Consider the following 19,359-nt stretch of genomic DNA (forward strand, 5'->3'; position numbering starts at 1 on the left):
TCAGTTAGACGTTTTCAGTGCAATACCGAAGGCACTGCCTAATACTGTGCCGAGCTTGTAGTATATTAACTAAGTGTAATGCGTCTCTTGAACGGGAAACGGCGTTGCTGATTTTAAGTATGAATTGTCCCCTAGTCAATTTTTAAAACCTAGTCCTCAGCGTTGGTTGTGGATAGGATGCACAATTAGCATTCATATCTTGATCCAGTAACGCCTAAAACTGTTAGAATGGGTCAAGTCAATTAACTAGAGGCCCTATGTTAGCTCTAACCTATCCACACATAGAAAAAAGTGACGACCAACCCGCGCATTTACAAAGATTACCGCGTATCCGCGTTGCTCAAATTGTCATGGACTACATCGCCTATGGTTGGTCGGTAGAAGAAATCTGTCGTCAACACCTTTATTTAACCCTAGCCGAAGCTCATGCAGCCATGGGTTACTATTTTGACCATCAAGAAGAAATTGACCAAGAAATCACCCTGGAATGGCAACAAGTACAAGAAAATATGACTAATCAAGCTGCCAAGTCGCCTTTTTATATTCGTATGAAAGCCAAAGGGCTACTGTAAATGACTATTGCTTTGTACATGGATGTTCACGTTCCCCAGGCAATTACCGAACAGTTGCGTCGCCGAGGCATAGATGTATTAACAGCATTTGAAGACGGAACCGAACAACTACCTGATGATCAACTTTTGCTAAGAGTAACTGAGCTTAAGCGCATTCTCTTTACCCAAGACATTCGCTTTAGAGTTTTAGCCGAAACTTGGCAAGTAAAAGGCAAACCGTTTTCAGGTTTAATTTTTGGTCATCAACTTGGAGGCACTATTGGTCAATTTGTCAAGGATTTAGAATTGATTGCTAAGGCTTCTGAACCTGACGAATGGTTCAATACAATTGAATATATTCCGTTCAAGTAATAGACAAAACATATAAAAAATGTGCCATCAGTTTCAGTGGGTAGCAGTATAATTGTTTTAGGCAGTTTGACTGGGATAAGAATAAGGCAGAACACAATCTATCAAAGCACGAAGTCTCATTTGAGGAGGTAAAAACTGTTTTTGATGATTCTCTCTATGTTGAATTCTACGATCCAGATCATTTAGAAGGAGTTGATATTAAGTAGCTGGTTATAATTAAATTAAAAATGGATTTTAGGTTCGATCCCCCCTGCCCCCCTTGATAAGGGGGGTGCCGATCCCCCCTTAGTCCCCCCTTAATCCCCCCTTAATAAGGGGGGTGTCTGACAACTTTTAACGCCTACCTACTTATGTTAGTTAAAGGAATTAAAAAAGGCAAAATTATTGAGTTATTAGAGGAAGTTGATTTTCCCGATAATGAAGAGGTATTAGTAGCAATTAGAGAGGTTAATGATTTTTGGTCAGCCTTGCAAGATTTTAGGCAAAGGGTAAATTTGACAAGTCTTGATGATGATACTTTTGATAATTTACGCGACAACTCAACGGGGAGAGATGTTCATTTATGACTCTCAAGTATTTACTAGATACTAATGTTTTGTCAGATCATGGCTCTTATACCAGTTATCTTAGCCGTTGTTGTAGTACCTTGAACCCTATACTTTACCCACAGTTAAAAACGAAAGGAAAAAGGCAGTAAATCCGAGAGACTAAAACAATAATTTTGCTGGGTTCCACAGATAATAATCTCTGCTTGCGGCGCTAATTCGGCTATCCATTGACGACAGGCTCCGCAGGGAGTTAACTGACTAATATCATCCTTGTCCACCCCATCGATACAGGCTATAGCGATCGCCCGTACTTCTCGATCGCCCGCCGCGATTATTTGCGCTAAAGTTGCCCTTTCCGCACACAAACTCAAGCCATAACTAGCGTTCTCTACATTAGTACCAGCATAAATCTTTTTATCTGTCAAGACCGCTGCCCCCACTCGAAAACGGGAATAGGGAGAATAGGAAAGTTTCGCCACTTCCCGAGCAGTGTCACAGAGTTGTTGTCTTTCTTGGTCAGATAGGGTCATCGGCTGCCGATAGCAGGGAGTGGGGAATTGGGGAATTGGGGAAGTGGGGTGTGGGGTGTGGACTTCGGCCGTGAGATCAGCCGAACGGGTGTGGGGTGTAGGGTGTAGGGTGTAGGGTGTGGGGAGTTTTCTCAGTTAACTGATAACTGATAACTGATAACTGATAACTGATAACTGACTCCTAACCCAATGGTAGATGTTGGATTGTTGCGGGAGTTCTATTTTCCGACAAAGATAAGCAAAAATTATTTATTGACTGCAAAAACTTGAGAATATTTAAATTAACATTCCGCAATATTTATAAATTCTTAAGAATTAATTGAGAAAGATTTTTATTTAACAACGATGTTATGATGGTTACAGCGATTTTACTGAATTTCACAATGGGATGCTATGTGCTTTTTTGGGCAGCAATGGTTGAAACCCTTGCCAGACCTAGAAGGTGATCCTAATTAAGACGGGTAAATCAGTCAATTTCACCCACAACGATGATCTTTTTTTTATGTAGTTTTATTGCAAAAAAAAATTTTTTTTGACAAAAAGCACAAAGTATGATAATAAGCAACATATTTCTGGCTGCGAGTAATTATTGTAGAGAGGGGAGAAAAAAGCCGAATACCGACTCCTAACCCCATCAACAAACTTTTTCAGCAAACCCTAACTTATCACTTAACATTTCCCTGACGATTTTAGCGGTAGCGGGGGCTAATAAAACCCCGTTGCGGTAGTGTCCCGTGGCCAGAATAACGTTATCGTATCCGGGCAAATATTCGATGATGGGAGCGGATTTTTTCTCCGGTCGCGGTCGCTTACCGGACCAAGTACGCACGATCGCACCCGCGGCCAAAGAGGGACAAAAAGTGATCGCCTTTTGATACACTTGTTCTAATAGGGCAGTATCGGCGATAATTTCGCCCTTTTCGTCCATAAATTCCACCGTTGCTCCAATCCAGTATTCTGCTCCGGCCAAAGGCAGAATATGCAGGTCATTTCCCGTTAAAATCGGCTTAAAATCGGAACTTTCTAAGGGTTGCGTCAATTTTATCTGTAAAGCTTGCCCTAAAACCGGTCGGATCTCCACTGGATGGGTAAGAGTTTCGGTTAAAGCAGTGGCACCAATTCCCGCACAAAGAATCAAAGAGTCGGTTTCCTCTATACCATTGGAACTATAAACCTGGGTGCATTGCCTCAAATTAGAGCCTTGAAGCTCTGTCTTCCCGAAATTTTCAACTTTTACCCCAAATTGACATTTCACACCCCTTCTTGCCACAGCAGCGACGAGAGACTCCGTGAGCAGGACTGGATTAATTTGATGATCACTGGGAGAATAGATAGCACCCTGGAGATGATCGCTGGCCACTTGGGGACATTTTTGGTTTAAAGTCTCTTTATCCCATATTTCTAGACAATATCCCTGTTCTTGGCGGATTTGGGCTAACTTGCGCCAATTTTCTTCGTCTTCGGCACTCGATCGCAGGAGGACAATACCATCACGGTTACAGGGAATAGTCAGTCCGGTGAGGGATTCTAGCTCAGGAAGGAGGGTTTCGTAACGTTTTAAACTTTCTTGCCGCAGTTTCCAGGCTCTACCTTTGGTTTTATGGCTGATAATCCCCATTAAAATCCCTAGGGCAGCCCCAGTTGCTCCTTGTCCCGGTTTTTTTTCATCGATGAGGGTAATTTCTAATCCTTCGATGGCACTTAATTCGTAGGCAATGGTAGCCCCCACTATCCCCGCACCGATGATGACAATTTTAGTCATAAACTCCAGAGGTTATTTTTCTAGTGGGAATAGGACTAAAAAAGGGTTGAACAGGTTTCAACCCCGATAATTAATTACAGAACCCGGAAAATAAAAGGATAACGGAAAACCTTATAGGCATCTTTCCAGACTTGCAGGATAGCAAGAATGGGGAGAACAATGTTCACCACACCAAGAATCGCTAGGAGCAAATAACCGATTAAAACCCAAATTAGAATCCCGGCAATTAGGTAGTATAACCACATATTCAGGTGAAAGTTTAAAGCTTCTTTGGCGTTTTCCTTCACCGTTCCATCATCAGAAATGAAATAAATAGCTAAGGGAATCCCCACCGATACCAGCGTAGCACTCAAAAAGATCGAGGCATGACAAGCCACGGATAGTAGTCTTTTTTTGGTTAAATCTTCACTCTTGACCATCGTGTTTATCCCCCTAAAATTGGCGGAGAAAGCGGATATCGCTATTATAACAACGGCGAATATCGTCTATCTCATGTAATACCATAGCAAATCTTTCCACGCCAAAACCAGCAGCAAAACCCGTATAGATTTGGGGGTCATACCCGACTGCTTTTAAGACATTGGGATCCACCATACCACAGCCCATCACCTCCAACCATTTGCCTTTCCACTGCACATCTACCTCGGCCGAGGGTTCAGTAAAAGGGAAGTAGGAAGCGCGGAATTTAACCGGTAAATCGGCCCCAAACATTTGCTTAAGAAATTCTTTAATTGTTCCTTTCAAATCCGTAAAGGTTAATCCCCGGTCCACCGCTAATAATTCCACTTGATGGAAAACCGCGGAATGGGTTGCATCCACGGTATCGCGACGATAAACGCGGCCCGGGGCCACAATCCGAATCGGGGGTTCATGACTTTCCATGTAGCGAATCTGCACCGGGGAGGTATGGGTCCGCAATAAACGACCATCCCTCAAGAAAAAAGTATCCTGCATATCCCGGGCCGGATGGTCAGCAGGGATATTTAAAGCCTCAAAATTATAATAATCGGTTTCTACCTGCGGCCCGGTGGCGATGCTGTAACCGAGACCGACGAAAATATCGATCATGCGATCAACTGTGCTATTTAAGGGGTGAATTCGCCCTAAAGGACGGCTAAGAGCAGGCAGGGTGACATCGAGGGTTTCCGCCGCTAATTTCGCCTTAATTTGGGCATTCTGGAGACTTTCTCGCCGGGATTCCAGCAGCGATTGTACTAATTCTTTGACCTCATTAGCGATCGCACCGAGGCGCGGTCTCTCTTCGGGGGTTAATTTGCCCATTTCGCGTAAAATCTGCGATAATTCTCCTTTCTTACCCAGATAATTCACCCTTAGCTGTTCTAAGTCTTCTAGGGTTGTTGTTGGTTCGATGGAATTTTCCGCTTTCGCTGCCAGGGTTTTTAGGGCAGTTTCGATCGGATGGGGGGATAAACTCATAATTAGGGCATTTTATAGGGCAGCATTCTAGTCTAGTTTATCTGCTCCCGTGGCGAGAGAGGCAGAATCGATAAAAGCTAATAGCTATGTGCTAGGATGGAGATCGAGAATAAAAGTCGGCACTGCGGCTCGTTGTCAGTATTAATGGTCAAAGCGTTTCTGTTTAGTATTGGTTCAGCTAGTTCCCGAAATCTTGGTTCTCTACAAATCTGTTGTTTTTATCTGTGCAAGGATAGGTTTTATGTCAATTTATGTTGGTAATCTCCCCTTCGAGGTTGACCAAGACGACGTAGTTGAGGTTTTTACCGAATATGGTAAAATTAAGCGCGTTCACCTCCCCATGGATCGGGAAACGAAAAGAAAACGCGGGTTCGCTTTCGTGGAAATGGAAACCCCAGAGCAAGAATCGGCCGCTATTGCCGCTCTTGACGGCGCTCAATGGATGGGACGAGAATTAAAAGTCAATCAAGCTCGCGAAAGAGAACCCAAATCTTCCTTCGGTGGTGGTGATCGCAATCGGGAGCGTCGCTACTAATCCCCGACCGTAACCATTCTAGGTTATCGGAAATTTGGGTTGAAAACCCCGTCCTTTTAGGACGGCTTTGTGCGAGAATGTTTGTCGGTGGTTCCGAGCGTGAGAACGTGAGGAAACAGGTTAAACGTCCTACTCCGTGATCTCAAAATTTCTAACAGTCCATGGTGTTCAATTAAGTCCAAACTGTAAGAACGCAAAACAATTAAATACTGTGGGACACACAGAAATTTACGCTTGGGGAGTAGTCCATAAGAGTGCTTGCCTTATCGGTGTAGTCGGACTAGACATGAAACCGTAAGACCAAAATTAGCGTTGCTAGTGGAGGCAGGATTCAGCCCAAGAATCTCCGCACTTTTAGGGCGGAGAGTGTCAATGTCAATAGGGGGAGCGAGCGCTCGTTTCCCCGCTTGTCTATCTATTATCCCAAGGAGATTCTTGTGGCTAAACGTCGTAATTTGAAAAAAGAAAAAGCTGAACGCAACCGCGCTTACGCTCGTCAATTCCGGGCTGCCTCTAATCGTACCACCACTAGAGGAGGTAGAGGCGGTTATTCCAGCGATCAAAGACAATCTTCGGAAAATGAAGGGGCAGCCGATACCTAATCTGCTGACTTAGTTAGGGTCTGCTGAAAAAGTTTTTCGTGGGGACAGGGTGTAGGGTGTGGGGTGTGGGGTGTGGGGTTTTACCGATTCTCATCTGGTCAATTACCTAATTTTCAGAGAAAAAGTCCCAGAATTTTCCCCCTATCTCTCCCACAACTGGTACTTTTTGATTGACAAAAAGTCTAAAAGTCTTACCCAATAAGGTTTTTAGATTTATTCAGCAAGCCCGAGTTAATCTAGCAATAAAAGCCATAGCCTCGCTTTTATTGCTGACTATTCCATCTAACGTCGCCCCCAACACTGCCGCAAGTAACGATTTAAATTGGGGACCTGGTTGATAACCCAAAGCTTTTAGGTCATTGCCGTCGATAGGAGCCTCGATCTGCGACCATTTAGTTAAATATTGCCAGATTAAAGCCCGCATCCTAGTCTCACTCCTCACCGCCACCAGTAACAAACTAGGAACCTTATAACCATTGAAAAAGCTGACAATTTGACTAACGGGTCGATCATAAGCAAAATTATTGCTAATCTCCTTTTCCATAACTTCTAGTTTTTGTAAACGCTCCACAGTATCTTTGGGCAATTGTAAATTATTAGCGATCGCTATTCTCTCCCCCACAGCCAGAGAAGCGATTAGTAATTCCAACCGCATTAACCAAGCATTCACCGGCAATTCCAGACTTAAACAATCTAACCAACGACTGAGACAGCGCAATTGTCGCCATAAAGCCCGATTCAAGCTTAAATCCCCGTGTAAACAGTGCAAAGCCTCTAAATCAGCCAACTTTTCTAAGGCACTTTCCCAGTAATCCGCCTCTAAAATATAATTCAACTCCGCTTTTAAACGGGACTGTAAAGCGGGTGCATTCTGATTTTGTTGCCGTGAGCGATCATAAACTCCACTTTCGATCGCATACCTAATATAGCTTTCTGTCAAGGGTTCAATAACAAATCCTAACCGAGTGGCAAAACGCACCGCTCGATAGATGCGCGTCGGATCCTCGATAAAACTATTAGCGTGTAAAACCCGGATTTGTTGGGCGCGTAAATCCAACATACCGCCAAAAAAGTCGAGTAATTCCCCCTCTTTCGGCGAAGTTAGGCGAATTGCCAGAGCATTAATCGTAAAATCCCTTCTATACAAATCCTGTCGAATCGAACTAGCCTCCACTTGGGGATTGCTGGCAGGATAGGGATAGAATTCCGTGCGTGCCGTGGCGATATCTACCCATAACGAGCCAAAATGCTCATCTTTGTGCCATAACAAAGCCGCCGTCTGAAATTCCCCGTGAATCGATAACCGGGCCCCCGGATAAATTTCCTGTAAACAATTAGCCAACTCCACCCCTGCACCCACATCGGCGACGCGATGGCAGCCATCCACCACTAAATCGATATCCTGTAACAATAAAGTATCCCTTTCTGCCGCTAACAATAAATCGCGCACCGCACCCCCAACCAGATAGAGATGCCAACCGCGTTTTTGAGCGGCAGTGGCGGCAGCTTGCAGGAATGACCATAAAATCGGCTCTAAACGCTCTTTAATCGTCGGTAAAAGACAGGAAACCAAAGCAACCCCTTCAAAACGCACCCGCTCATTTTGATGAATCTGTCTTAATACATCTGTACGAGTGACGATACCGACTAACTGCCCGTTTTCTAGTACGGGTAAACGCCCCAAATCATACGTTACCATCAGCGACTCGATTTCCTGAAGGGAAGTGTCAGGGGTAATAGTTTTCGGATTACAAGTCATGTATCCCTTCACGGGAGAGCGAGAAAAGCCGTGATGGAGAGCTAAATCGAGGTCACGACGAGAAATCACCCCAACTAAGCGATCCTGCTCATCTACCACCGATAAACCCGAATGGCCGTAACGGAAAAGGATGCGCTCGGCTTGAGATATGGAAGTATCGGGACGAATTGTCCGCACTGGGGAAGACATTAAATCCCTAGCGGTGGGAGAGGGAGGAATTTGGGCAATTAAGTCCCCCAGCAGTTGGTTTAACTGTTGAACTGGCTGAACATCGCGAAAGCTCACCGAAGCTGCCTGAGCATGACCACCGCCGTTATAGGGGGAAAAAAGCCGATATAGATTCACCCCATCGATTCTAGAGCGACCGATCACGGTTAAACGCTGTCGGGAATTATCTTCCTCGTCTTTACTATAACTATGGGCAAAAAGTAGCGCATCACTATCGGATAATTCCAGTAGGCGCTCGGCCACACTAGACAAACCGGGGATAAAATCGGCAGTATGGAGGAGAACGTGGGCGATTTTACGGTCATGGATCGTTTTAATCTCTAGATTTTCCCAAGCAAGGCTAAATAACTCCTGTAAGCGCGGGGAAAAACTCGGTTGACAGTATTGGGCGATCGTTTTAATGTTAGCAGCACAGGTCATTAACCAAGCCAAAGCATAGGCATCCCTGGGGGTACTACCGGCAAAAGTCAGGGAACCCGTGTCAACGTGAATACCGAGTGCCATTACCGTCGCTGCCATCGAGTTTGGTTTAATGTGGGCTTTTTGTAAAGCTTCGACAATTAAAGTCGTGGTGGCTCCCACCGCTTCTAAATGGACGCTAGAGGCATGAATATCGCTTTCACTATCCAAATGATGATCATACAATTCGATCGCCTGTAAATGCCCTAAATCGAGCCACTGGGAAGCTTTTCCCAGACGCTCCCGCCACTGATTATCAACGATAATTAAAGAGCGAATACGGGCCAGATTAACACTACGCATTTCAATTAAAGCGAATTCATCCCGATGCAGGGCCAAAAATTCCCTCACCGTCGGGTGCGCTCCCCCCGTTAACACAATGCGACTACCCGCTTTCAGCAACGATAAACCCACCGCTGCCCCCAAAGCGTCAAAATCCGCCGTTTGATGACATAAAATTAAATCCATATTTTTTAGTAAGGAGAAGTTATCGGGATTTTTTCTGTATCTATTGTTACTAAATGCTCGGCAATAACCGGGTCAAGTACTATAAGTTAGCAAATCATGACTGAGAGAAACCGATGTTGTTCAAAATTTTAGTAATTCTCCACACCCTAGGGGCGACCGTCTGGGCCGGTGGTCATTTATTGTTGGCAGTCACCGTTCTACCCCAGGCCCTCAAAAACCGAGAACCAGACCGAATTCGTCAATTTGAGCAATATTTTGAAGGTTTTGGGTTATCTGCGCTATTGTTGCAGGTAATAACAGGCCTAGGACTTACTTGGATTTATTTGCCCGGTTTTCGTGATTTTTGGTCATTTGATAGTTTTTTATCGGTTTATATAGGCATTAAGTTAGCTTTACTGCTATTAACTCTCATCTTGGCCCTTCATTCCCGCTTTTTTCTCATCCCTAAACTGAGCGAGGAAAACTTAAATTTCCTCGCCCTGCACATAGTCGCCGTCACCACTCTAGCAGTATTGTTCGTCATTTTTGGCGCTGGCATCCGTTTGGGGGGCTTGACCATTAGCTTTTAGCAGTTCAGCAGTCTGGAGACCTTTCTAGGGCAGGTTTGGCGAAAACGCGAAAATACTGTAATCTGGGCAAGGGATTACAGGGAGTCACTTCCCCCACCTAACCCTTACAATCCTGCTTTTGGCAAGGATGGAGACATCAAAAAAATTTTAGAACCCGCTGCGGCTGGGTAGTCACTGGCAGTAAAATTAAAATGCTCGTGGATTCAGTCTGACAGGGATATCTCCTGGGAACCCCTGATTCAGAGAGGACTTAGAGGAAGGATCGTCCAGTTAAGTTGAGTGGAAGCGAGGCTCTTCCATACAAGTATCAAATCTGGGAGAATTATCTAAATAAACATCAACTGCTTTAGGAGAACCCAATCATGTCTATTGTTTTTCAATTTTTTCTCATTGCCTTAGTTTTATTTTCCTTGCTGATGGTGATTGGTGTCCCCGTTGCCTATGCTTCCCCCCAAAACTGGGATCAATCGAAACCCCTTCTCTATGTGGGTTCGGCAATTTGGGCGATTTTAGTCGTTGCCGTCGCTATTTTAAACTTTTTAGTGATTTAGCCTTGATCAGGAGACGGGAGACAGGAGGAGATAGGGTGATAGGGTGATGAGACAGTTTCCCCACCTCCCCACTACCCCATCTCCCCACTTCCCCACTTCCCCACACCCCACACCCCACACCCCACACCTTATGACTGTTTTTGAGGGAAATTTTACCGAGGATATATCCTCTTGGCGCTTTGCGATCGTGATTGGTCGTTTTAATGATCTCGTCACTGATAAACTGTTATCAGGCTGTCAAGACTGTCTGAAGCGTCACGGGGTTGATGTCAATCCCGATGGCACCCAAGTCGATTATATCTGGGTACCGGGTAGCTTTGAAGTGCCAATGGTAGCCCGTCAAGTCGCCCTTTCCCACCGTTACGATGCCGTCATTTGTCTAGGGGCAATTATTCGCGGACAAACGCCCCATTTTGACTACGTTGCTGCCGAGGCCGCTAAGGGTATTGCTGCGGCCGCTTTTCAGACAGGTGTTCCCGTTGTCTTCGGTATTCTCACCACTGATACTCTACAACAGGCCCTCGAACGGGCCGGTATTAAAAGTAATTTGGGCTGGAATTATGCCCTATCTGCCCTAGAAATGGCTAGTCTCATGCGTCAATTGCGCCCCCGGAATGAAGATAAACCCCTAGAATTATTGGAAAATAATCCCCAACAGGCACTGATGGAAGGCTAAGAAAATTCCCCCGGCATTTAGGATTTTAGTTGTCCCCACTCCCGGAGTTCCACTGATGAGCGAAGCTGAACAGAACAAATATATTAACCAACTCAGACGGCAATTAGTGAACGCTGTCGAGAGAATCAAGACTCTGGAATTAGATTTAGAACCAGAGGGGCGGATTACGGCAGCTTTTGAGGCTATGGAACGCCATATCGCTGAAAAATTCGCCGCAGTGGATGAAAAATTCGCCGCCATTGACAAGCGCTTTGATCGCTTGGAACATCAGTTCAACCGACTACAGGCTAAGATAGAAGTGGTTCTCGAAGCTATTACGGGTTTGGGGGATTTGCCAGAAGATGAATCATTGTCAAAAAATGCTCCAAACTACTTGACAAATGCTCTGAGATTTGGCACACTTATAGAAGTGTAAAAAAACGGCTTGCGGGCATAGCTCAGTGGTAGAGCGTCACCTTGCCAAGGTGAATGTCGCGCGTTCGAATCGCGTTGCCCGCTTGAAAAAATCTTGAAATATACCTTAAGGTCAGGATGAATAATTTAGAGGTATCCCTTAAGATGGGAATTACCCGTGAGAAACAGGTTTCAGGATTTTGGGCAACCATTGAATCCCTTCGCTATTGATCACGAGCGACTAAAAACAACCGTTTATAAACAAAAAATTAGCTTGTGCGACCGCATAAATATACCAAAATCGACCAACACCAAGACTATCCATGTCCCTGTCGTCGGAAAGGGACATTATGCCCGATTCTATTGACCGATGCCTTTGGCTGCGATCGCTGTCAACAGATATTTGTGGTACAGGAAAACGGCCAAATTATCGAACAATTAGCCTCCCACTATCCCTATAAACGCACTTGGCGCTGGACGGGATTTCGTTGGGTGAGTACGAATCGGCGCCTTGGGGAAGAGGTATTACCCCTGATGATGGGGATAATTCTGTTATTATCGATCGTCTGGCTACCCTTAATTTTAAAATCACCGCCGGGGGTAAGCGTAATTTTTGGGGCAATTCTAGTTATGCTATTAGTTATTTTGCCCGCGTTCATCTTTTGGTTAGCCTATCGACGCTAGACAACAATCAATCTATCAATCTATGAGCGAAAGTTCCCCCAAAACCCCCCTGACGATCTTTAAGCAAGCATACAATGCTTTTCTGGCTCTAGGTCAATTTAATGGCAACGAAAGAAATCGCGGGGTAATTGCGATCGCTAAGGGCATTAAAACTGGCTTTGATCGCATTTTAGAAGCCAATACCCTCGATTTAGAAGTTAGTCGAGAGATGGCTGTCTCAGAACAAATGATTCGCTGGTTAAGGTTAACTCCCGAACGTTTAGAGACGACGGTGGAGGTATTGCAACAACTAGCGGAAGCATCGGATCCGCTGCAACAGGTAATTAACGCGGCCTATCAACTTAATCCTTCCCAAACCTATTGCCAAAGGATGCCCTTAGGAGTGATTGCCTTAGTCTATGAAGGTTTTCCGGAATTAGCGATGGTAGCGGCGGGATTTTCCCTAAAAAGTGGCAATAGTTTGATTATTCGAGGTTCCAATGCCTCTAGTCATTCCGATGGGGTGATTACGGAAATTATCCAAGAAGCATTGGAAGATGTGGGTTTACCCGTGGATTGTGTGAGTGGTTTACCCTGTGATTGTAGTCCCTCCCTAGAGGAGTTGGTGACCCAGGAAAATTATGTTAATTTGATTATTCCCTACGGTCGCCCTAGTTTAATCGGTCAGGTGAGTCAATTGGCCACGGTTCCCGTTTTGCGTGCGGCGATGGGAAACTGTTATTTGTATTGGTCTCCTAGTGGCGATTTGGAGTTAGCCCGTCAGGTAATTATCGATAGTCATGGCAGCATACCCGATCCGGTTAATGCGATCGAAAAAGTTTTAATTAGTCCCCATCAGAATTCTTCGACTTTAAGTCGTTTGTTTAAAAGTTTGCAGGAAAAAGGCTTTAAATTGCGGGGAGATACCCGATTAGCGGCGGATTTTCCGGAACATTTAACCATTGCCACCGATAATGATTGGCAAAGACCCTATTTAGAAAAAACGGTGGCCTTTAGGTTAGTGGATACCCTAACTGATGCGATCGCTTGGATTAATAAGTATAGTAGCGGTCATGCCGATTGTATTGTCACCGAATCCTATCGAGAAAGTCGTCAATTCGCCATGGAGTCCGATAGTGCTTTAGTTTATATCAATTCTTCACCCCGATTCGATCGCAATCCCAAACAGGGAGAATCGGTATTTTTGGGCATTTCCAACCAAAAAGGCCAGCGCCGGGGGTTAATCAACCTAGAAACCTTTACCACCCTTAAACAGGTGGTGCAGGGGTAGTTTTGGTGAACTGGGTATTGTTAAGTTAGCTAGGGTTTGCGGCAAAAAGTTTTTCGTGGGGACAGGGTGTGGGGTGTGGGGTGTGGGGTGTGGGGTTTTAGGGATTTTGAGGGGGTCAGTTACCTAATTTTCAGGGAAAAAGTCCCGGAATTTTACCCCCGATCACTCCAATGGTTGGCACTTTTTGAGGGAAAAAAAGTCTAAAAGTCTTACCCAACAAGGTTTTTAGATTTATTCAGCCAACCCTACCTAGTGGTCTGCGGCAAAAAGTTTTTCGTGGGGGTAGGGGTAGGGTTGATTCATGAATCAACCCTACGACATCGGGGGGGGGCGGGGGCAAGAGGCAAAAGGAGGAATAAATAATCAGTCTTTAATAACTGGATTTAGTATTAGAACAATGGCGAGAAAATGACAGTTTTGAACTGAAATTACTGTCCAAATAAAACCGAACTATTGCCAGATCCTTGGAACAAGATCCAGGTCATCAGCAGATTAGATACAAAAATCGCTAAGAGCATAGTGACTACGGCTGCGGTAGTAGCTTGGCCGACTCCTTTAGCACCGCCATCGGTCGTTAAACCCCAATTACAGCCGATAATCGCGATTAAAGCCCCAAAAACCACCCCTTTAACCGGTCCACTCAGCACATCTCCCACACCCAGAAAACCGCGAACCGAGTCGAGAAAAACTGAATTAGCAATCCCGTATAAACTTTGGCCGACTAGCAAACCGCTACCTAAACCGATCAGCAACGCCATAACACTCAAAGCGGGAACCATCAGACAACAGGCAATTAAACGAGGCAGCACCAGATATTCCACGGGATCGGTTTTGAGCATATAGAGTGCGTCGATCTGCTCTGTCACCTTCATGGTACCGATTTCCGCCGCAAAAGCCGATCCTACCCGACCGGCCACCACGATCGCCATCATAATCGGACAGAGTTCCCGACCGAGAGCAAGGGCCAAAATTCCCCCCACCATACTGCCAGCGCCCAAGGCTTGGAACTCCCGGGCCACTTGGATAGTAAAGATCATGCCGATCACTGCGGCCGTGATCATGGCGATAATCAGCGAGGCGGGCCCGGCTGCCACCATTTGTTCTTGGGTGACGCGCCAATCGGGTTTGCGTGTGAATAGGAAGTAAAAAACCCTGCCGGTTAATAGTACCGCTAACCAACAGCGCCAAAACCAGGAGCTTAATTCCTTGCTAAAAATTGCCAATAAATCCTTCATGGCCCTCAAAATCGATCGGACTAGAGAAAAGTCTATCCTGTTTTGTCTTCTAACTCCCATTCCCTACCATGCTATGGATAGTGCAGAATTTTTGTACTAGACCTCTGGCAAAAATCAAAAATCTTCCGTTAGGTGAGGAGTAAGGAGCCAGTAGTCTCGGAGTCAGGAAAATTAAGAATGAGCATTAATCAATTAAATGCTCTATTTAGTGATTTTATGCGATTTTATGCCTATTTTTCTCATTTTTGCCCTCTCAAAAATTAATTATGGAAGAACTCTAGTATAGACCTCGTTTCCACACAGAAACCAGAAGAGCCGAATAGATCAATGAATTACTTTTCATTCCCAGAAAAAGCGATTGATCAGATGCTTTGATCTTGTACGCACAAAAATGTATATATTGATGATATGGTCTTCGACTGGGACAACAATAAAAACCAAAGCAATCTCATCAAACACGGTATCAGTTTCGAGGAAGCGATCGCTATATTCGCTGATCCTTCTATCCTGACCTTTGAGGATACCCGATGCAACTATGGGGAAACGAGATTTGTTTCAATAGGGCAAATAACGCTTACAACCCAAGAAAAGAAAGCGATCATCGTAGTTATTCATACTCAAAGAAATCAAAGCATTCGTCTCATATCAGCCAGAAAAGCCAATGAACGGGAGAGAAAACGCTATGAGCAACCCTGAATTTTCCCTTGATATGCCTCTTAAAGAGCGACAAGAGAAATTTATGCAAATGTCCGATGAGAATATTGATTATTCAGATATTCCTCCCCTAGATGATGAATTTTTCAAGAATGCTAAACTGGTCAAACCAAATCCACAAACAGAGCAAATTAGTATCAGGTTGGATTCAGAAATCCTTGAGTGGTTTAGGAATCATGCTCAAGAAAAGAGCTATCACGACCTGATTAATGATGTATTACTAACCTACGTCAAACATCAATCCCAATAGCCGATTATCTGCCGAGTAAAGAACCTCGAAGAAGCGGTTATAAATGGCAATGATTACAAGCTCAATTGCAGCGTTTGCCTAAATTAAACCTCAAATGTCGGATTTTGCAAAAACTGCGACACACTTTATATGCTACAATTCACAAGCCGCAGCGAGAGAAACTTCATTATTAGGTAAATAATAGTCGTCCTTTTGGTTCAGGAATGATTCGTTCTAGTTGTTTGGCAGTTTCAATCCATTCTTGAATAACAAGTTCAGCATTTTGTACAGCTTCTTGATAGGTTTCTCCATCTGCCATACATCCTGCTAATTCTGGAACTTCAACAATAAAAGCTTGATCTTCCTCACTCCAATAAATAATTAATTCATAGCGAATTTTCATCTTTCCCTCCTAATTTATATTTTAAAATTAGATTACGAATTTGTTTGATTTGATAAGTTATGTAGGTTGGGTTGAACAGAGTGAAACCCAACAATTATAGGCTTTGTGTTGGGTTTCGTGCCTCAATCCAACCTACTACTACTGAACCAGAGAACAAAGAATCATCATAACATTATTGATCATCTGGCAAAGCTAAAATTTCATCCCCAATTAAATCAGGTAAATTTTCGGTATGAACGTGCAAGTGAGTAATTGAGCCTATTAATTCTGCCAAAATATCCCCTTTTTGGTCATCAGTTAGGCTTGGTAATTTAAGCTGACTTAGTAAGAATACAACCGCCTCGCATTCTTCACCTAATTCAGATAATAGAGTGGCCAAGGTAGAGTTGACTTTCAAGGGTTTTTCAGTGTTTGAAATCATTGCTTATTTTCCTCTGTTTAATCGCTTTTCTGCTCTAGATAAACTTTTTTCTAAACCTTTAATTTCTCTTTTCCAGTAATTAATTAAGTTTTCATCGGGGGATTCTTTTTGTTCCTCATTGGCAATTTTTTGATGATGGATCAGAATTTGATAACGAATGCTTTCAACAGATTTACGAAATTTCTTTTTTGACAAGTATTTACTCCTAACTTGCGCTGGTTAATATCTATCGTAATTATAAACCATAGATTATGTAGGGGAAAATGGCATTTACCCTCCTGGGGTGACGGTGACAGGTATCGAATCGCGGAACCCCTGATAACCTCGTGTGGAAACGATGTAGGATCGGAGTTTGAAAAAACTGCGAAACCCTTTATATTCTACAATTCACAAGCCGCAACGCGAGAGGTTGCCACAACACCTCGGCCCTGCCAAAATCCACCCTCTCCAAACACTAACCCTCTTATCCAGGATGCCGCTCCCCCCGATGCCCGGCAGGTGTCCTTTGGGTGCTGATGATGGTGCGTTTGTACTCCATGTTAAATCGGAATAAGTTTTCCAGTTTCCGTTGACTCGCCAGCCTACTGCGTCCCCAAAACGAGCGTAGGCTTGACTATTATAGTCGCCGATCGAGTTGCCTGTCTGCTTGTAGATAGCCAATTGTACGGAAAAGCCAAACTGGCCACCGGAAGCATCTAACCACTCTCGATCGATCATCCGCAAATCCTCACAGGAAAACTTCTCGGCGGATTTGCTGTCTATCCATCCTTCTTTTTCTCGTTTAGCGGCCGCCAGCATGAGATCCCAGGTTTTTTGATCCGCCTCTTCCCATTTCTTTTGTTGCAGGAGTTCTCGTAGCGTTGTATAGTCCACGCCAGTGGTTGAGGAGATGAGGGTCGATCGTGGTTGGGTAGGTGGTGTTGGTTGTGGCGTAACCACGGGCGATGGGGTAACAGGGGGAGGACTGAACGGAGGAGGCGATACTGCAACGGATTGCTGTGGATTGAGATAAAACTCACCCCCTTCTAAATTCCCTTCTGTCCAAGGTTGTTGGACTGCGTTTGTTTTTTCCTTAACTGATGTGCTGACCCGCCGAAACATCAACTGCACATCTATATTAGGTTTCTTGATATTTTCCAGTAATGCCGAAGTAAAGGGAGAATTGCGCTGTCCTACCCCATCTGCCGCCGTATTTCCTTCCCTCGTAGCGTAGGCAATAATAATGCCACTGGGAGGAGAAACAGCCGTCAATCCCCGAACATTGCTACCCCGACGGCTCGATCGCCACCGCCGATAAAACGGATTATCCCGACAAGCATCAATAATAATAATATTGACCTGATTTCTAGCTTCTTCCATTGCATTCAGCACCTTACCCAAAGCAACCGCCTTATAACGGGCATCTTTCTCATTCAGGAGTTGTGCCTTGAGGGGAATTAAATAATTTTCTCCTTCTACCTGTACCCCATGTCCCGCATAATAAAAGACACCCACGCCACCCTTACGCAATTGTCGGCTGAAATCGTTGATCGCTGTCTCCATCGATCGCAAATCCTGATTTTGCAACAACGTCACCTCAAAATCCAACTCCCGTAACGCCTTCGCCATATCCGTCGCATCATTGACAGGATTAGATAATGCGCCTTCCTCATAGTTCGCATTGCCAATCACCAAAGCTACTCTGGGTTGTTTTTGAGCGATTAACCGAGTATTAATCCCCTTCAATTGCCCTTGTGGAGATGGCAAACTGAAACCCGCATCCTTCGCCAAAATCGTTGTTTTGGGAGTCGCATTAGCGGCAAATCCCGCAAAAGCAATGACGGTTAAATCAGTAGCAACAGAGAAAAAAATCGGTTTCAGAGGCAACATAGAACAAACTCAGCGATTTTTAAACTCAATAACAACTTACTCAATTTCTCCTATGTGAATCGTCATTTTTGCTGACGAATTCAAGAGAATCTTTTTCACTCCGTGGGGTTTATTCTGGGTGTCTTCTAACAATCGTTCTCGCCCTTGAGGACTCATTGTGGCTAGAGCGATCGTCGCTTTTCTGGGAGGATTTCCCAGCTTCAATGCCTGAATGGGCAAATCTGGCAATATTTTACTTCCTCGGAACTTACTCGGCAGAGGCTTTCCTGTAATCCAGACATCACCCTCAAAAGCGATCGCCTGAACTTGTGTCAACGGAACCTTTTCCGAATAACCCCCGGCCGAAAGCGTCAAACTTGTTTGATTAAAAGCCGTTAATTGCCCCGTCAGAGAAGCCCCCTGTTTCCTCGTCACCGTCGCCTTATCCGGCACCGCCACTTCTAAAACTGTTCCCTGACTGCGCGCGGAACCCTGCCATCCCGCCCAATGCCCCTCATTCGCCACACCCAGCCACAGCAAAGCCAGAACACTCCCCTGCAAAATAGTCTTCTTCACCGGATTAACCTCTCTATATCCAGATAAATAAGAAATGATAGAATCCTAACACCTCTTTTCTGCGCTCACAACTAGGCTGTTTGTCATGGCTGAACCCCAGACTACCACCGAATACAATCCCCTCGGCAAACTCCTCGGTGTGCTGGCTTTGTTAGCCGCCGGCCTGTACTTTACTGGATGGACTTATCGCTGGACTTACTTCAGCTTCTTTCAACTCGAAGTCACCACCCTTAACCTACCCGGCGAATCCTTTTATCTTGCCGCCTTTCAAACCTTTTTCGGGGAACCCCTCGCCTTCCTGAGAACCATTCTCGTTTTGGGTGTGACAGTCTTAGCTATTCTCGTCACCTTGCACTGGGGTCAAAAATGGGGCAGTAAATACCTGCGAAGATTGCCCTTTAGGGACTTGCGCTTTGATAATGTACCTTTTGGGCGAACGCAGTTCGCCCCTACATTGTGGACAAAATCCGTTACTGTAGGGGCGCAAAGCTTGCGCCCTCCGATCGATTGGGATATTATTCCCACGCAAGTCCCTTACT

23 protein-coding genes, 1 tRNA gene and 3 pseudogenes are annotated in these 19,359 nt (G+C 44.8%); 16 read left to right on the forward strand and 11 right to left on the reverse strand.

Features of this window, described 5'->3' with window-relative positions; genetic code table 11:
• The first annotated feature begins 257 nt into the window (after positions 1–257).
• The 4 genes and pseudogenes from IM456_RS03105 (at position 258) to IM456_RS03120 (ending at position 1,489) form a co-directional block, all read left to right on the forward strand.
• The gene (locus IM456_RS03105; protein ID WP_149987879.1) at positions 258–572 is read left to right on the forward strand and encodes a DUF433 domain-containing protein; all 315 of its coding nucleotides are present in this window, start codon (positions 258–260) and stop codon (positions 570–572) included.
• Positions 573–923, forward strand: coding sequence for a DUF5615 family PIN-like protein (locus tag IM456_RS03110; protein WP_149987878.1), 351 nt, complete (start codon positions 573–575; stop codon positions 921–923).
• 125 nt (positions 924–1,048) lie between these two features.
• Positions 1,049–1,129: pseudogene (locus IM456_RS23475) on the forward strand (BrnT family toxin); the annotation flags it as partial.
• 144 nt (positions 1,130–1,273) lie between these two features.
• A complete protein-coding gene (locus tag IM456_RS03120; protein WP_287692868.1) occupies positions 1,274–1,489 on the forward strand; it encodes a hypothetical protein in 216 nt (71 codons plus the stop codon).
• 104 nt (positions 1,490–1,593) lie between these two features.
• On the opposite strand, the gene cdd is transcribed toward IM456_RS03120, so the two are convergent.
• From cdd to pheS, 4 genes are all read right to left on the reverse strand, one after another.
• Complete coding sequence (gene cdd / locus IM456_RS03125) at positions 1,594–2,001, reverse strand: cytidine deaminase (protein ID WP_079208759.1); 408 nt, start codon at positions 1,999–2,001, stop codon at positions 1,594–1,596.
• Positions 2,002–2,635: 634 nt separating this feature from the next.
• On the reverse strand, positions 2,636–3,763 hold the full coding sequence (locus tag IM456_RS03130) for an NAD(P)/FAD-dependent oxidoreductase (protein WP_287692872.1): 1,128 nt from the start codon (positions 3,761–3,763) through the stop codon (positions 2,636–2,638).
• A 74-nt stretch (positions 3,764–3,837) separates the two neighbouring features.
• Complete coding sequence (locus IM456_RS03135) at positions 3,838–4,182, reverse strand: DUF4870 domain-containing protein (protein WP_149987875.1); 345 nt, start codon at positions 4,180–4,182, stop codon at positions 3,838–3,840.
• Between the two features lie 13 nt (positions 4,183–4,195).
• Positions 4,196–5,200 (reverse strand): phenylalanine--tRNA ligase subunit alpha, encoded by a 1,005-nt coding sequence (gene pheS / locus IM456_RS03140; RefSeq protein WP_287692874.1) that lies wholly within the window; start codon positions 5,198–5,200, stop codon positions 4,196–4,198.
• A 241-nt stretch (positions 5,201–5,441) separates the two neighbouring features.
• Between pheS and rbp the strand changes: the two genes are divergently transcribed.
• Both rbp and IM456_RS03150 read left to right on the forward strand, forming a co-directional pair.
• A complete protein-coding gene (rbp, locus tag IM456_RS03145; RefSeq protein WP_079208765.1) occupies positions 5,442–5,735 on the forward strand; it encodes an RNA-binding regulator in 294 nt (97 codons plus the stop codon).
• Between the two features lie 437 nt (positions 5,736–6,172).
• Entirely contained in the window at positions 6,173–6,337 is a 165-nt protein-coding gene (locus tag IM456_RS03150) for an Asl3888 family RNA-binding protein (RefSeq protein WP_002733784.1), read from the forward strand.
• Positions 6,338–6,554: 217 nt separating this feature from the next.
• Here IM456_RS03150 and IM456_RS03155 read toward each other — a convergent pair whose 3' ends face one another.
• On the reverse strand, positions 6,555–9,251 hold the full coding sequence (locus tag IM456_RS03155; protein ID WP_287692877.1) for a CBS domain-containing protein: 2,697 nt from the start codon (positions 9,249–9,251) through the stop codon (positions 6,555–6,557).
• Between the two features lie 113 nt (positions 9,252–9,364).
• Between IM456_RS03155 and IM456_RS03160 the strand changes: the two genes are divergently transcribed.
• The 7 genes and pseudogenes from IM456_RS03160 (at position 9,365) to IM456_RS03190 (ending at position 13,394) form a co-directional block, all read left to right on the forward strand.
• The gene (locus IM456_RS03160; protein ID WP_061432142.1) at positions 9,365–9,820 is read left to right on the forward strand and encodes a CopD family protein; all 456 of its coding nucleotides are present in this window, start codon (positions 9,365–9,367) and stop codon (positions 9,818–9,820) included.
• A gap of 362 nt (positions 9,821–10,182) precedes the next feature.
• Positions 10,183–10,371 carry a photosystem II reaction center protein PsbZ gene (gene psbZ, locus IM456_RS03165; RefSeq protein ID WP_002732865.1) on the forward strand — a complete coding sequence of 63 codons (189 nt, stop codon included), beginning with the start codon at positions 10,183–10,185 and terminating at the stop codon, positions 10,369–10,371.
• Positions 10,372–10,501: 130 nt separating this feature from the next.
• Positions 10,502–11,047, forward strand: a complete 546-nt coding sequence (ribH, locus tag IM456_RS03170) for a 6,7-dimethyl-8-ribityllumazine synthase (protein ID WP_149986756.1) — start codon at positions 10,502–10,504, stop codon at positions 11,045–11,047.
• A gap of 55 nt (positions 11,048–11,102) precedes the next feature.
• Positions 11,103–11,399, forward strand: a pseudogene (locus tag IM456_RS03175) (hypothetical protein); the annotation flags it as partial.
• 74 nt (positions 11,400–11,473) lie between these two features.
• Positions 11,474–11,545 (forward strand) — tRNA-Gly (locus IM456_RS03180).
• A 171-nt stretch (positions 11,546–11,716) separates the two neighbouring features.
• Complete coding sequence (locus IM456_RS03185; RefSeq protein ID WP_149986754.1) at positions 11,717–12,124, forward strand: hypothetical protein; 408 nt, start codon at positions 11,717–11,719, stop codon at positions 12,122–12,124.
• A gap of 10 nt (positions 12,125–12,134) precedes the next feature.
• A complete protein-coding gene (locus IM456_RS03190) occupies positions 12,135–13,394 on the forward strand; it encodes a glutamate-5-semialdehyde dehydrogenase (protein WP_287692887.1) in 1,260 nt (419 codons plus the stop codon).
• 428 nt (positions 13,395–13,822) lie between these two features.
• Here the strand turns inward: IM456_RS03190 and IM456_RS03195 are convergent, their stop codons facing one another.
• A complete protein-coding gene (locus tag IM456_RS03195; RefSeq protein WP_287692880.1) occupies positions 13,823–14,629 on the reverse strand; it encodes an MlaE family lipid ABC transporter permease subunit in 807 nt (268 codons plus the stop codon).
• A gap of 408 nt (positions 14,630–15,037) precedes the next feature.
• Here IM456_RS03195 and IM456_RS03200 point away from each other — a divergent pair, with 408 nt between their 5' ends.
• Entirely contained in the window at positions 15,038–15,325 is a 288-nt protein-coding gene (locus tag IM456_RS03200) for a BrnT family toxin (RefSeq protein ID WP_149986751.1), read from the forward strand.
• Positions 15,312–15,593, forward strand: coding sequence for a BrnA antitoxin family protein (locus tag IM456_RS03205; RefSeq protein WP_002798057.1), 282 nt, complete (start codon positions 15,312–15,314; stop codon positions 15,591–15,593). Before IM456_RS03200 ends, IM456_RS03205 begins: the two co-directional genes overlap by 14 nt.
• A gap of 169 nt (positions 15,594–15,762) precedes the next feature.
• Here IM456_RS03205 and IM456_RS03210 read toward each other — a convergent pair whose 3' ends face one another.
• The 5 genes from IM456_RS03210 to IM456_RS03230 form a co-directional block, all read right to left on the reverse strand.
• Positions 15,763–15,975, reverse strand: a complete 213-nt coding sequence (locus tag IM456_RS03210; RefSeq protein WP_002765615.1) for a type II toxin-antitoxin system HicB family antitoxin — start codon at positions 15,973–15,975, stop codon at positions 15,763–15,765.
• Between the two features lie 172 nt (positions 15,976–16,147).
• Positions 16,148–16,396: a hypothetical protein gene (locus IM456_RS03215; RefSeq protein WP_149986750.1), complete on the reverse strand. Its 249-nt coding sequence runs from the start codon at positions 16,394–16,396 to the stop codon at positions 16,148–16,150.
• Between the two features lie 3 nt (positions 16,397–16,399).
• On the reverse strand, positions 16,400–16,591 hold the full coding sequence (locus IM456_RS03220; protein ID WP_004161490.1) for a hypothetical protein: 192 nt from the start codon (positions 16,589–16,591) through the stop codon (positions 16,400–16,402).
• 192 nt (positions 16,592–16,783) lie between these two features.
• Entirely contained in the window at positions 16,784–18,265 is a 1,482-nt protein-coding gene (locus IM456_RS03225) for a caspase family protein (RefSeq protein WP_287692883.1), read from the reverse strand.
• 36 nt (positions 18,266–18,301) lie between these two features.
• A complete protein-coding gene (locus IM456_RS03230) occupies positions 18,302–18,820 on the reverse strand; it encodes a hypothetical protein (RefSeq protein WP_149986749.1) in 519 nt (172 codons plus the stop codon).
• A gap of 85 nt (positions 18,821–18,905) precedes the next feature.
• On the opposite strand from IM456_RS03230, the pseudogene IM456_RS03235 reads away from it, so the two are divergent.
• A pseudogene (locus tag IM456_RS03235) lies at positions 18,906–19,359 on the forward strand (hypothetical protein); the annotation flags it as partial.

This window comes from Microcystis sp. M079S1 (genome assembly GCF_020246425.1).
Classification (GTDB): Bacteria; Cyanobacteriota; Cyanobacteriia; order Cyanobacteriales; family Microcystaceae; genus Microcystis; species Microcystis aeruginosa.